At 64.3% G+C, this 12,270-nt stretch carries 12 protein-coding genes; 7 read left to right on the forward strand and 5 right to left on the reverse strand.

What is annotated here, in order from left to right; all coding sequences use genetic code 11:
- Positions 1-28: 28 nt before the first annotated feature.
- A complete protein-coding gene (gene yhjD, locus CH278_RS19060; RefSeq protein ID WP_027496411.1) occupies positions 29-1,048 on the forward strand; it encodes an inner membrane protein YhjD in 1,020 nt (339 codons plus the stop codon).
- Positions 1,049-1,091: 43 nt separating this feature from the next.
- Here yhjD and CH278_RS19065 read toward each other — a convergent pair whose 3' ends face one another.
- The gene (locus tag CH278_RS19065) at positions 1,092-2,408 is read right to left on the reverse strand and encodes a D-alanyl-D-alanine carboxypeptidase family protein (protein WP_032366678.1); all 1,317 of its coding nucleotides are present in this window, start codon (positions 2,406-2,408) and stop codon (positions 1,092-1,094) included.
- A 260-nt stretch (positions 2,409-2,668) separates the two neighbouring features.
- Between CH278_RS19065 and CH278_RS19070 the strand changes: the two genes are divergently transcribed.
- The 4 genes from CH278_RS19070 (at position 2,669) to CH278_RS19085 (ending at position 6,834) form a co-directional block, all read left to right on the forward strand.
- Positions 2,669-3,619, forward strand: coding sequence for a substrate-binding domain-containing protein (locus CH278_RS19070; RefSeq protein ID WP_256991784.1), 951 nt, complete (start codon positions 2,669-2,671; stop codon positions 3,617-3,619).
- A 27-nt stretch (positions 3,620-3,646) separates the two neighbouring features.
- Complete coding sequence (locus tag CH278_RS19075) at positions 3,647-4,705, forward strand: ABC transporter permease (RefSeq protein ID WP_032366677.1); 1,059 nt, start codon at positions 3,647-3,649, stop codon at positions 4,703-4,705.
- Positions 4,706-4,707: 2 nt separating this feature from the next.
- Positions 4,708-5,511, forward strand: coding sequence for an ATP-binding cassette domain-containing protein (locus tag CH278_RS19080; RefSeq protein WP_032366676.1), 804 nt, complete (start codon positions 4,708-4,710; stop codon positions 5,509-5,511).
- 84 nt (positions 5,512-5,595) lie between these two features.
- Positions 5,596-6,834, forward strand: a complete 1,239-nt coding sequence (locus tag CH278_RS19085) for an acyl-CoA dehydrogenase family protein (protein ID WP_052053776.1) — start codon at positions 5,596-5,598, stop codon at positions 6,832-6,834.
- Positions 6,835-6,895: 61 nt separating this feature from the next.
- Here CH278_RS19085 and CH278_RS19090 read toward each other — a convergent pair whose 3' ends face one another.
- Genes CH278_RS19090 through sdhC form a run of 4 tightly spaced genes read right to left on the reverse strand, consistent with a single transcriptional unit; the run spans position 6,896 to position 10,241 of the window.
- Positions 6,896-7,678 carry a succinate dehydrogenase iron-sulfur subunit gene (locus CH278_RS19090; RefSeq protein ID WP_027496417.1) on the reverse strand — a complete coding sequence of 261 codons (783 nt, stop codon included), beginning with the start codon at positions 7,676-7,678 and terminating at the stop codon, positions 6,896-6,898.
- 1 nt (position 7,679) lies between these two features.
- On the reverse strand, positions 7,680-9,431 hold the full coding sequence (gene sdhA, locus CH278_RS19095; RefSeq protein WP_027496418.1) for a succinate dehydrogenase flavoprotein subunit: 1,752 nt from the start codon (positions 9,429-9,431) through the stop codon (positions 7,680-7,682).
- A 16-nt stretch (positions 9,432-9,447) separates the two neighbouring features.
- On the reverse strand, positions 9,448-9,900 hold the full coding sequence (locus CH278_RS19100; protein ID WP_027496419.1) for a succinate dehydrogenase hydrophobic membrane anchor subunit: 453 nt from the start codon (positions 9,898-9,900) through the stop codon (positions 9,448-9,450).
- Entirely contained in the window at positions 9,900-10,241 is a 342-nt protein-coding gene (sdhC, locus tag CH278_RS19105) for a succinate dehydrogenase, cytochrome b556 subunit (protein WP_027496420.1), read from the reverse strand. The genes CH278_RS19100 and sdhC overlap by 1 nt, the downstream gene beginning before the upstream one ends.
- A gap of 334 nt (positions 10,242-10,575) precedes the next feature.
- Here sdhC and CH278_RS19110 point away from each other — a divergent pair, with 334 nt between their 5' ends.
- A complete protein-coding gene (locus CH278_RS19110) occupies positions 10,576-10,989 on the forward strand; it encodes a cytidine deaminase (RefSeq protein ID WP_027496421.1) in 414 nt (137 codons plus the stop codon).
- Positions 10,982-12,265 carry a thymidine phosphorylase gene (locus tag CH278_RS19115; RefSeq protein ID WP_094622616.1) on the forward strand — a complete coding sequence of 428 codons (1,284 nt, stop codon included), beginning with the start codon at positions 10,982-10,984 and terminating at the stop codon, positions 12,263-12,265. Before CH278_RS19110 ends, CH278_RS19115 begins: the two co-directional genes overlap by 8 nt.
- Positions 12,266-12,270 lie beyond the last annotated feature (5 nt).

Raw genomic sequence — 12,270 nt, forward strand, 5'->3', positions numbered from 1 at the left:
CGCCGACGACAGCGAAAAGGTGAGTGCCATGCCCGATTTCAAGGCCATGCTCGACGATCGGCGTGCTCGGTGGCCGTGGCTGGATCACACTGTTGTTGCCGCGCAGCGGTATCAGGGGCAGAAGGGTGATTACTACGCCGCGGGGATGACGTATTTCAGTGTGCTGGCGTTGTTTCCACTGCTGATGGTTGCATTCGCCGTTGCCGGGTTCGTACTGGTGAATCAGCCCGAATGGCTTGCCGAGATTCAGTCGCAGATCGCGGAGAATGTCCCGGGCAGCTTCGGTGAGACGATCAGCTCGCTGATCGATACCGCGATCGAGTCCCGTACCGGTGTCGGTGTCATCGGTCTGCTCGGCGCGCTGTACGCGGGGCTCGGTTGGGTGGCCAATCTGCGTGAGGCCCTGACCGCGATGTGGGAGAGCCAGCACGAGTCGGGCGGATTCCTTGCGACCAAGGCCAAGGACCTCGCGGCTCTGCTCGGCCTGGGAGCAGCACTGGTGCTTTCTCTCGGGCTGTCCGCGTTGGCCGGGGGCGGCGTCATGCGTGGCATTCTCGAATGGTTGAACCTCGATTCCGTTCCCGGCGTCGGAGTGGCGCTGCGGGTCTTCTCGATACTGCTCGCGCTTGCCGGAACCTGGGCGCTGTTCACCTGGGTGATCTCACGTCTGCCCCGCGAACCGGTGTCGTGGCGCAGTGCGGCCAAAGGTGCACTGTTGGCCGCAGTCGGTTTCGAGATCTTCAAGCAACTCGGCGCGATCTACCTCGCGTCCGTCACGAGCGGGCCCGCCGGAGTCGTGTTCGGTCCCATCATCGGTCTGTTGGTGTTCGTGTTCACGACGTCGCGGTTGGTGCTGTTCTCGACTGCGTTCGCAGCCACCACTCGGGAGAGCCTTGCTGACGCCCATGTGCCGGCGCCGGACCCCGCGGTGATCAACACCCGGGTCGAGGTGAGCGACGGCCCGGGTGTCAAGGGTGGTCTGGCCTTGGTGGGCGCGGGCGCTCTGGCCGCTCTGGGTATCGCTGGACTTCGCAATCGGCGACGCTGATCCGAGGCAACCTACTTGCGAATGTGAGAGGCGGCGGGGGAGTTCAGGGGCGGCGAGACAGTGTGCGTGCGCCCCACAGCAAACCGGCCACGACCAGTGCACCGATGACCCCGATCGCGATGCGCACGACCGTGTCGCCCTGCGCCTGCAGATCGGATTGTCGGGTACCCGATTCGGCACTCGACGCCGACGCAGGGGGTTGAGCAAGGGTCGGCACCGCGCTGGTGGCACGTGTACTCGTTACCGGCGACGTGGAATCCGGTTCGACCAGATCGCCGACGCTGCTGCTCGTATCCAGGGCGAACCCGTAGTCGAGCAGCCGAGCCGCCTGTTCCCACGGCCGGATCGGTAGTACGTCACCCTTCATGAGCGTCACGACCAGACGGCGACCGTTGCGTTCGGCACCCGCCACGAAGGTCTGCCGGGCATCGTCGGTGTAGCCGGTCTTGCCGCCGAGAGCGCCCGGATAGTTGTAGAGCAGCTGGTTGTCGTTGGACAGCGTGAAACCGGGGCGGTCTTGGTCGTCCGGGATCGTGGGATCCTTCGGATAGCCGGGAAACTGCACGTTCTCGGTCGAAATCAGTTGCGCGAAGGTCGAATTGCGCATGGCCTCCCGGTAGAACAGTGCCAGGTCGTAGGCCGAGCTCGCCATGCCGGGCCCGTCCAGGCCGGAGGGGGTCGCGGTCCGTGTGTCGAGCGCGCCCAACTCTGCTGCCTTGGCATTCATCTTCTCGACGGTCGCGGCGTCACCTCCCAGCTGAGCCGACAAGGCATGCGCGGCATCGTTTCCCGACGCCATGACCAGGCCCTGCAACAGTTGCAGATTGGTGTAGACACCGTTCTTCCCGATGCCGACGGCGCTGCCTTCTGCGTCGGCGTCCTCGGCCGTCGCGGTGATCTGTTTGCCGAGGTCCAGCTCGTCCAGAGCGACGAGGGCGAGCAGTACTTTGATTGTGCTCGCCGGTCGGTGCCGACCGTGTGGATCCTTGGCGGCTACCACCGATCCGGAATCGAGGTCTGCCACCACGAACCCGGTTGCCGAGATGTCCGCGGGCAGTGGGGGCGCGCCGTCCGGCACGATCGCGCCGCACTCGGCCAGTCGGGATCCGCCCACCGGGTCCGCCGGGATCGGAACCGGTTGTGGCGCAGTGCTACCCGGAGCCGGAACTTCCGAGGAATCGATCGCCGGGGGCGGCGAGGCCGCGAACGGGCACGCGTCGGTGTTCGGCGTCGTGAACGGTGGCGTCGTCGATACGACGGGTGGCTCGACTGCCGGCTGCGCCGATGCCGGGCCGCCGCCGACGCCGGCGAGAGCGAGAGCTGTCGCCCACACGGCTACGAACTTTCGAGTCCTTTTCATCGCGAATTACCATAGGCGCTGCAGAGGTCACCGAGGCCGCGACCCACCGGGGAGCGGGCCGGTTCGAAGGCCCTGCCAAACTACGTCCATCGTCTGTGATCGGCATTACGTTGTACAGACAGTGATCCGCCGAGCTGTACTACCGACAGCTCGGTCGCCCGAGAGGAACCCGGATGACATTTCGACAGGCGGCCCGTACCGGCTCGCTCCGCTCGGTTCGACGCCGCGCCGGTGGGGCGGGTGTCGCACTCGGGTTGGTGATGGTGCTGACGCTGACGGCCTGTTCGAGCACCGGTGGGGCTCCACGATCTACCGACAACGGCAGCAATGCGGGAGTGGCGAACACGCCTGCGGCGACGGTAGCGATGATCACGCACGAGGTACCGGGCGACACGTTCTGGGATCTCATCCGAAAGGGAGCCGAGGCCGCAGCCGCCAAGGACAACATCGAGCTCCGCTACTCGGCCGATCCGGAGGCACCCAATCAAGCCAATCTCGTTCAGAGCGCGATCGACTCGAAGGTGGACGGCATCGCTCTGACACTGGCCAAGCCCGAGGCCATGGCTCCGGCTGTCGAGGCGGCAACCGCAGCGGGCATCCCGGTCGTCGCCTTCAATTCCGGCTACGACGCATGGAGCGCAATGGGGGTGCAGCAGTACTTCGGTCAGGACGAAACCATCGCGGGTAGGGCTGCCGGGGCGCGGCTCACCGAAGACGGTGCGCGAAAGACCTTGTGCATCATCCAGGAGCAGGGTGCAGTAGCGCTCGAAGCGCGCTGCGCAGGAGTTCGACAGGGCCTCACCGGGGGCAGCACCGAAATTCTGAACGTCAACAGCAAGGACATGCCGTCGGTCGAGGCGACGATCACCGCGAAGCTCCAGCAGGACCCGAGCATCGATCACGTGGTAGCGCTCGCAGCCCCGATCGCACTGACCGCGGTGCAATCGAAGACCAATGCCGGTAGCGACGCCACCGTCGTCACGTTCGACACCAACGCGGCCCTCGTCGACGCGATCGAGTCAGGCGACGTCGCCTGGGCCATCGATCAGCAGCCCTATCTGCAGGGTTATCTCGCCATCGACTCCCTGTGGCTGTACCTCAACAACGGCAACACCATCGGCGGCGGCACCCCGGTGCTCACCGGCCCGGCCTTCGTCGACTCGACCAACATCGAGGCCATCGCCGAGTACGCCCGCAACGGAACTCGCTGAGCGTCGTCCGGACGCGGAAGGAACATCATGCCAACACAGGCCGACCCGGCTTCGGGAACGCACGCCGTGATCCTGGACGAGCGGGTGAAGAAACAGAAACCGTTGCAGCGCTTGCTGATTCGCCCAGAGATGGGTGCCCTGTTCGGTGCGATCGCCATCTTCGTCTTCTTCTGCATCGTCGCGCCGCCGTTTCGGTCTCCCGAAGCGCTGGCGACCGTGCTGTACGCGTCGTCGACGATCGGAATCATGGCGATCGGTGTCGCGCTGCTGATGATCGGCGGCGAGTTCGACCTGTCCACCGGGGTCGCGGTCACGTTCTCCTCGATCATGGCGTCGATGCTCGCCTACAACCTGCACCTGAACGTATGGACCGGAGCTGTGCTGGCGCTGGGCCTCGCATCGGCGGTCGGCTTCGTCAACGGGTATCTGGTGACGAAGACGAGAATTCCGTCGTTCCTGATCACGCTGGCGTCGTTCCTGATGCTCACCGGCATCAATCTGGCCGTCACCAAACTCGTCACCGGACAGGTTGCGACCCCGTCGATCTCGGACATGCAGGGCTTCGACTCGGCGAAAGCCGTGTTCTCCTCGTCGTTCTCGCTGTTCGGGGTCTCCATCCGCATCACCGTCGTGTGGTGGGTCGTGTTCACACTCGTGGCCACGTGGGTGCTGATGAGAACTCGCATCGGTAACTGGATCTTCGCCGTCGGCGGCGATCAGGAATCGGCCAGGGCAGTCGGTGTTCCGGTCACCAAGGTCAAGATCGGCCTGTTCGTGTTCGTGGGGTTCTGCGCGTGGTTCGTCGGGATGCACCTGCTGTTCGCGTTCGACACCGTGCAGTCCGGCCAAGGCGTCGGCAACGAATTCCTCTACATCATCGCGGCAGTCATCGGAGGGTGTCTGCTCACGGGTGGGTACGGCACCGCCGTCGGAGCCTTCATCGGTGCGTTCATCTTCGGAATGACCAACCAGGGCATCGTGTACGCCGGGTGGAATCCCGACTGGTTCAAGTTCTTTCTCGGCGCGATGCTTCTCTTCGCCGTGATCGCCAACAACTCCTTCCGTAACTACGCGGCGAAAAGGTGAGCATGACTACCTCCTCGGACCAGCCCGTCCAGTCGCCGTCGGCGCCGCTCATCGAGCTGAAGAACGTCGGTAAGAACTACGGCAACATCGTGGCGCTGCACGGAATCGACCTACGCGTCGGTGCCGGTGAGGTCACCGGAGTTCTCGGTGACAACGGCGCAGGCAAGTCCACGTTGATCAAGATCATGGCGGGCCTGCACAAGCAGTCCGAGGGGGAGCTGTTCGTCGACGGCACACCGAGGATGTTCGACTCGCCGAGGGATGCTCTCGACCTGGGTATCGCGACGGTCTACCAGGATCTTGCCGTGGTCGCGCTGATGCCGGTGTGGCGCAACTTCTTTCTCGGCCAGGAGCTCACGAAGGGCAGATTCTTCAAGACTCTGGACACGAACGCCATGCGCGCGACGACCATCGAAGAGCTGCGCAAGATGGGCATCGATCTGCCCGACGTCGATGCCCCCATCGGGGCGCTGTCCGGCGGTCAGCGGCAATGCGTGGCAATTGCGCGCGCGATCTTCTTCGGAGCCCGTGTGTTGATTCTCGACGAGCCCACCGCGGCGCTGGGAGTCAAGCAATCCGGGATGGTGCTGCGCTACATCTCTGCCGCCAAGGAACAGGGACTGGGCGTCGTGTTCATCACCCACAATCCTCACCACGCGTACCTGGTGGGCGATCATTTCGTCCTGCTCGACCGCGGCCGCCAGAAATTGGATTGCACCTACGACGACATCTCGCTCGACGAGTTGACGACCGAAATGGCCGGGGGTCAAGAGCTCGCAACCCTTACCCACGAACTCGGTCGCTGAGACCCGCGATGGGTGAGACACGGGCACGGCGGGTAGAAGAGCAGTAGTGGTGCCCGAGGGCGGCACCGGACGAAGGAGTCGACCATGAGCAAGCACGAACCCCTCGGGCCACTGTCGCCGGACTTCCTCGAATCGGATTTCTACGGGTATCAGGGCTTGCTCGACGAGGCCGAAGTCGACGTGGTGCTGCGTACCCGCCGGTTCCTCCAGGAGCAGGTTGCGCCGCGAGCCAACGAGTTCTGGGAGAAGGCCGTCTCACCGGTACACCTGATGCCGGCCATCGCCGACCTCGAAATCGCGGGTCTGGGATACGCCTTCAAGGAACCGGGTCGTTCCGCAGGCTCCACTCCTGTTGACCGCAAGGCCTCCCGCAAACTACTCACCGGCTGGCTCGAGATGGAATTCGCGCGGGTCGACCCATCGACGGGAACGATGTTCAGCGTGCACAGTTCGCTGGCCATGAGCAGTATCTCCATCCTCGGCTCCGAGGAACAACGGCAGCGCTGGTTGCCCAGCATGCGGCGGATGGAGACGATCGGGGCGTTCGGACTCTCCGAACCGCACGGCGGATCGGACGTCGCCGGCGGGCTGGAGACCACGGCTCGCCTCGATGGAGACCATTGGATTCTCAACGGAAGCAAGCGATGGATCGGTAATGCGACTTTCGCGGACCTGACGATCGTCTTCGCCAAGGACGAGGCCGACGGCGAGGTCAAGGGCTTCGTGGTCGAGAAGGAATTCGAGGGGTTCCGGGCCGAGAAGATCGAAGGGAAGTACTCGCTTCGCGCCGTGGAGAACGCCGACGTCCATCTCGAGAACTGCCGCGTCCCGGTGGCCAACAAGCTGGCCGATGCCAACTCGTTCGCCGACACCGCCAAGGTGCTGCGGCTGACCCGCGGAGGGGTGGCGTTCCAAGCCGTCGGCGTCATGATGGGCGCGTACGAGCGAGCCGTCGCCTACGCGCGCGAACGGGAGCAGTTCGGGTCTCCGATCGCGTCGTTCCAGCTCATTGCCGATCTCATCGCGCGGATGACGGCGAACATCACCGCGTCTCTGGGGATGGCCGTTCGCGTCGCACAACTGCAGGGCAACGGAGTTCATCACGACGAGCATGCGGCGCTCGCGAAGACGTTCTGCACGACGCGTCTGCGCGAGGTGGTCGGATGGGCCCGAGAGATCATGGGCGGCAACGGAATTCTCATCGAGCACGAGGTCATCAGGTTCTTCTCCGATGCCGAGGCGTTGTACTCGTACGAGGGCACCGCTCAGATCAACAATCTCATCGTCGGTCGCGGCGTGACGGGCTACAGCGCGTTCGTGTGACGGACAGACGAAAGCGCCCCCTCGCGTGTGCGAAGGGGCGCTTTCGTCGTAGGCGTGGAGATCAGCGAGCGAACAGCAGTGCGCGCTTGACTTCCTGGATGGCCTTGGTCACCTGGATGCCACGAGGGCATGCGTCGGTGCAGTTGAACGTGGTGCGGCAGCGCCACACACCCTCGACGTCGTTGAGGATGTCCAGACGCTCGGTGGCACCCTCGTCACGGCTGTCGAAGATGAACCGGTGCGCGTTGACGATGGCCGCCGGACCGAAGTAGCTTCCGTCGCTCCAGAACACCGGGCACGAGGTGGTGCAGCACGCACACAGGATGCACTTGGTGGTGTCGTCGAAACGGGCGCGGTCCGCAGCCGACTGAATGCGCTCGCGGGTCGGCTCGTTGCCCGTCGTCATGAGGAACGGCTTCACGGCGCGGAACGCGTCGAAGAAGGGCTCCATGTTGACGATGAGATCCTTCTCCACCGGCAAGCCGCGGATGGGCTCGATGGTGATGTTGAGGGTCTTCGACGAATCCTTGGGCAGCATGTCGCGCATCAGCACCTTGCAGGCGAGACGGTTGACGCCGTTGATGCGCATCGCGTCACTGCCACAGACGCCGTGGGCGCACGAGCGACGGAACGTCAGAGTTCCGTCGAGGTAGCCCTTGACGTAGTGCAGCAGGTTGAGCAGGCGGTCGGTGGGCAGCGTGGGGACCTGGAAGGTGTCCCAGTACTGGCCGTCGCCGCTCTCGGGGTTGAAACGAGCGATCTTGAGCGTGACCATGACCGCGCCGTCGGGCACGGGAGGCAGATCGTTCTGTTCGGACTTCTTGTCCAGTGTGGGTGCGCTCATGTCAGTACTTCCGCTCCATCGGCTCGTAGCGGGTCTGGATTACCGGCTTGTAGTCCAGGCGGATCTCGGTGAGCAAACCTTCGCCCTCCTTGTAGGCCATGGTGTGCTTCATGTACTCGGCGTCGTTGCGATCGGGGAAGTCCTCGCGAGCGTGTCCGCCGCGTGATTCTTTGCGATTGAGCGCTCCGACGACGGTCACCTCGGCCATCTCGAGCAGGAAGCCGAGTTCGATGGCCTCGAGCAGGTCGCTGTTGTAGCGCTTGCCCTTGTCCGCGACGGTGATGTGGTTGTAGCGCTCCTTGAGGGCGCGCACATCCTTCAGCGCCGTCTCGAGGCGTTCCTGCGTGCGGAAGACCGACGCGTTGTTGTCCATCGACTGCTGCATCTCGGAACGGATGTCGGCCACCCGCTCGTGACCGTGGTCGGACAGGATCAGCTCGAGCCAATCCTGCACCATCTTCGCCGGCTCCTCGGGGAGCGGGGTGAAGTCCACCGAGTTGGCGTACTCGGCCGCGGCGATGCCCGCACGACGACCGAAGACGTTGATGTCGAGCAGCGAGTTGGTTCCCAGACGGTTCGCGCCGTGCACCGACACACAGGCGCACTCACCTGCCGCGTACAGGCCGGGGACGATGTCCTCGTTGTTGCGCAGCACCTCACCGCGAATCTTGGTGGGGATACCGCCCATGACGTAGTGACAGGTCGGGTAGACCGGCACCGGCTCCTTGACGGGGTCGACACCGAGGTAGGTGCGCGAGAACTCCATGATGTCGGGGAGCTTCTCGTCGAGAACTTCCTCGGGAATGTGGGTGACGTCGATGTAGACGTAATCCTTGTTGGGACCACCGCCGCGTCCCTCGAGAACCTCGAGCACCATCGACCGCGCCACGATGTCGCGCGGAGCGAGGTCCTTGATGGTCGGGGCGTACCGCTCCATGAAGCGTTCACCCGACTCGTTGCGCAGAATGCCGCCTTCGCCGCGGACGGCCTCGGAGATGAGGATGCCCAGGCCTGCGAGGCCGGTCGGATGGAACTGGTGGAACTCCATGTCCTCCAAGGGAAGTCCCTTGCGGAACACGATGCTCATGCCGTCGCCGGTCAGAGTGTGCGCGTTGGAGGTCGTCTTGTAGATACGTCCCGAGCCGCCGGTCGCGAAGATGATCGACTTGGCGTGGAAGATGTGCAGTTCGCCGGTGGCGAGTTCGTAGGCGATGATGCCGGTGGCAACCGGCCCGTCGTCCGTCTCGGTCAGGCAGAGATCGAGCGCGTAGAACTCGTTGTAGAACTCGACGTCGTGCTTGACGCAGTTCTGGTAGAGCGTCTGCAGAATCATGTGACCGGTGCGGTCGGCTGCGTAGCACGCGCGACGAACGGGTGCCTTGCCGTGGTCACGGGTGTGGCCGCCGAAGCGTCGCTGGTCGATCTTTCCTTCGGGCGTCCGGTTGAACGGAAGACCCATCTTCTCGAGGTCGAGGACGGCGTCGATGGCCTCCTTGGCCATGATCTCCACCGCGTCCTGGTCGGCGAGGTAGTCGCCGCCCTTGACGGTGTCGAACGTGTGCCACTCCCAGTTGTCTTCCTCCACGTTGGCCAGTGCGGCACACATGCCGCCCTGAGCTGCTCCGGTGTGGGAGCGGGTGGGGTAGAGCTTGGTCAATACGGCTGTCCGAGCACGGGGTCCGGCTTCGATCGCAGCACGCATTCCGGCACCGCCTGCGCCGACGATCAGTACGTCGTAACGATGTTCCTGCATGTAAGCGTCAGTGTCCTTAGCTCGCCGAGATGTTGGGATCGAAGGTGAAGATGACGTAGGTGCCGACGCCCATGATGAGGATCATCGACAGCACCAGCAAGGTCGTCAGCCAGAATCGCGTCGAGTCCTTGCGGGAGTAGTCGGCGATGATGGTGCGCAGACCGTTGCCGCCGTGCAGCTGTGCCAGCCACAGCATCGTCAGATCCCAGAACTGCCAGAACGGGCTGGCCCAACGGCCGGCGACGAAGGCGAAGTTGATGCGGTGCACGCCGTCGTCGAGCATCAGCATGATGAACATGTGGCCGAGTACGAGCACGACGAGTGCCAGGCCGGAGAACCGCATGAACAGCCACGCGTAGAGCTCGAAGTTGCCCTTGCTCTGACGCCGCGGCGAACGCGGGTTGGCCAGGCTGGCCGGACGGTCGTAGTTCGTGCCGAGGACCTTTGCCTCGGGACCCTGCGTCGACATCAGTGACCACCCGCCGTGAACATGTTGTAGAAGATTCGTCCCGCGCCCGGGATCATGACGACGAGCCAGACGACTGCGATGACCCAGAGCATCAGCTTCTGGTACTGCGGTCCCTTGGCCCAGAAGTCGATCAGCATGACTCGGATGCCGTTCAACGCGTGGTACAGCACTGCCGCGACGAGGCCGAGTTCCATGAGTCCGACGAGCGGGGTCTTGTAGGTTTCGATGATGGCGTCGTACGTCTCGGGATTGACCCGAACCATCGCCGTGTCGAGAACGTGGACGAACAAGAAGAAGAACGTCAACACGCCTGTGATGCGGTGCAGAACCCAGGACCACATTCCCGGGTCCCCGCGGTACAGAGACCGCTTGCGCTCCTTGACCGGAGCGGCTTCCGTCGTGCTACTCATCGAGTGCAATGCCTCCAACGTCGTTGGTGGACGCGTCGAGCCCGGTGGCCGGGCTTAACCTGGCTCGATTTGTCGCGATTCGGCCCTAGTGCTGGTTGTACTAGCCGCTTGATAGAAACTGTAAACCCATTCGAAACACGGAACTAATTCGACTCGAGGTTCGTATGGTGCCGAAATCCGGTGTTAGGTTTGCCTTCCCAATTCATTCGGGCGGTTTTGGGTAGATCTCTGCATCAATTCAGACAGCGTGATTGGATGGGTGACCATGAACGAAATCGACTGGAATGCGTTGCGCGACAATGCCCATGGGGCCATGAGGCACGCATACGCCCCGTACTCCAATTTTCCGGTGGGCGCGGCAGCTCTGGTGGACGACAATCGCATTGTCACCGGGTGCAATGTGGAAAATGTCTCATACGGTTTGGGCCTGTGCGCCGAGTGCGGGTTGGTGTCGAACCTGCACTCGACCGGCGGGGGCAGGCTCGTTGCCTTTTCCTGTTGCGATTCCCGACGCGAGATCCTCATGCCGTGCGGGCGGTGCAGGCAGTTGCTGTACGAGTTCGGCGGCGCGGATCTGCTCGTCGATACCGCCACCGGGCCGCGTCGGCTGGCAGAGTTGCTCCCGGACGCATTCGGCCCCGACAACCTCGACGAAGGACGCGTGAACAACCATGCCTGACGCCGTATCGATCATCAGCGCCAAACGCGACGGACGCGTTCTCGACGACGAGCAGATCGAGTGGGTGATCGCCGAGTTCACCCGCGGAAGCGTCGCGCCGGAACAGATGTCGGCGTTGGCGATGGCAATTCTGCTGCGCGGATTGTCGCGCCGGGAGTTGAGTACGTGGACGAACGCCATGATCGCGTCGGGCACGCGAATGGACTTCTCCGCGTTGCCGCTCCCTACCGTGGACAAGCACTCGACCGGTGGCGTCGGAGACAAGATCACGCTGCCGCTCGCACCCTTGGTCGCTGCGTGCGGAGCGGCGGTGCCGCAACTGTCGGGCCGCGGGCTTGGGCATACCGGGGGCACCTTGGACAAGCTCGAGTCCATCCCCGGATGGCGAGCTGATCTCAGCGGCGACGAGATGCACCGGATTCTTGCCGACCCGGCCGTGGGCGCGGTGGTCTGCGCGGCAGGCGCAGATCTGGCCCCGGCCGACAAGAAGCTCTACGCCCTGCGCGACGTCACCGGAACCGTCGAGTCGATTCCGTTGATCGCCAGTTCGATCATGAGCAAGAAGATCGCCGAGGGCACGGGCGCGTTGGTGCTCGACGTGAAGGTCGGGGCGGGCGCGTTCATGAAGAACGTCGACGATGCACGCGAACTGGCAACGGCGATGGTCGAACTCGGAACGGATGCGGGCGTACGGACCCTGGCGGTGCTGACGGCGATGGACACACCGCTCGGCCTCACCGCAGGCAACGCGCTCGAAGTGCAGGAGTCGGTGGAGGTTCTGGCCGGCGGCGGGCCGGCGGACATCGTGGAGCTGACGATCACGCTGGCACGCACCATGCTCGCCGCGGCCGGGATCGAGGGCATCGATCCGGCAGACAAGCTTGCCGACGGGTCCGCCATGGACCGGTGGCGCACGATGATCGCGGCGCAGGGCGGCGACCCCGACGCCGCGCTGCCCGTCGCCCGTGAGAGCCAGGAATTCACTGCGACGCAGGACGGCGTCGTCACCGGCTTGGACGCGATGGGCGTCGGCCTCGCGGCGTGGCGGCTCGGCGCGGGCCGGGAGCGGCAGGGCGAGCCGGTACAGAGCGCAGCCGGCGTGCGTCTGCATGCCAAGCGGGGCGATCGGGTTCGCGCCGGGGATCGGTTGGCCACTCTGTACACCGACACCCCGGAGAAGTTCGACTACGCGCAGCAGGCCCTCGAGGGCAGCTGGGAGATCGGCACCACCGCGGCGCAGCCGACCCCCCTCGTCATCGACCGGATCGGGCAGTAGCGCCG

It is taken from the genome of Rhodococcus sp. 05-2254-5 (assembly GCF_002258575.1).
Classification (GTDB): domain Bacteria; phylum Actinomycetota; class Actinomycetes; order Mycobacteriales; family Mycobacteriaceae; genus Rhodococcoides; species Rhodococcoides fascians.

Coding starts and splice junctions, on each gene's coding strand:
- CH278_RS19080 (WP_032366676.1), top strand. CDS start 4,708: ATGACTACCTCCTCGGACCAGCCCGTCCAGTCGCCGTCGGCGCCGCTC.
- CH278_RS19065 (WP_032366678.1), bottom strand. CDS start 2,408: ATGAAAAGGACTCGAAAGTTCGTAGCCGTGTGGGCGACAGCTCTCGCT.
- sdhC (WP_027496420.1), bottom strand. CDS start 10,241: ATGTGGTCCTGGGTTCTGCACCGCATCACAGGCGTGTTGACGTTCTTC.
- CH278_RS19075 (WP_032366677.1), top strand. CDS start 3,647: ATGCCAACACAGGCCGACCCGGCTTCGGGAACGCACGCCGTGATCCTG.
- CH278_RS19070 (WP_256991784.1), top strand. CDS start 2,669: ATGGTGCTGACGCTGACGGCCTGTTCGAGCACCGGTGGGGCTCCACGA.
- sdhA (WP_027496418.1), bottom strand. CDS start 9,431: ATGCAGGAACATCGTTACGACGTACTGATCGTCGGCGCAGGCGGTGCC.
- yhjD (WP_027496411.1), top strand. CDS start 29: ATGCCCGATTTCAAGGCCATGCTCGACGATCGGCGTGCTCGGTGGCCG.
- CH278_RS19085 (WP_052053776.1), top strand. CDS start 5,596: ATGAGCAAGCACGAACCCCTCGGGCCACTGTCGCCGGACTTCCTCGAA.
- CH278_RS19090 (WP_027496417.1), bottom strand. CDS start 7,678: ATGAGCGCACCCACACTGGACAAGAAGTCCGAACAGAACGATCTGCCT.
- CH278_RS19115 (WP_094622616.1), top strand. CDS start 10,982: ATGCCTGACGCCGTATCGATCATCAGCGCCAAACGCGACGGACGCGTT.
- CH278_RS19100 (WP_027496419.1), bottom strand. CDS start 9,900: ATGTCGACGCAGGGTCCCGAGGCAAAGGTCCTCGGCACGAACTACGAC.
- CH278_RS19110 (WP_027496421.1), top strand. CDS start 10,576: ATGAACGAAATCGACTGGAATGCGTTGCGCGACAATGCCCATGGGGCC.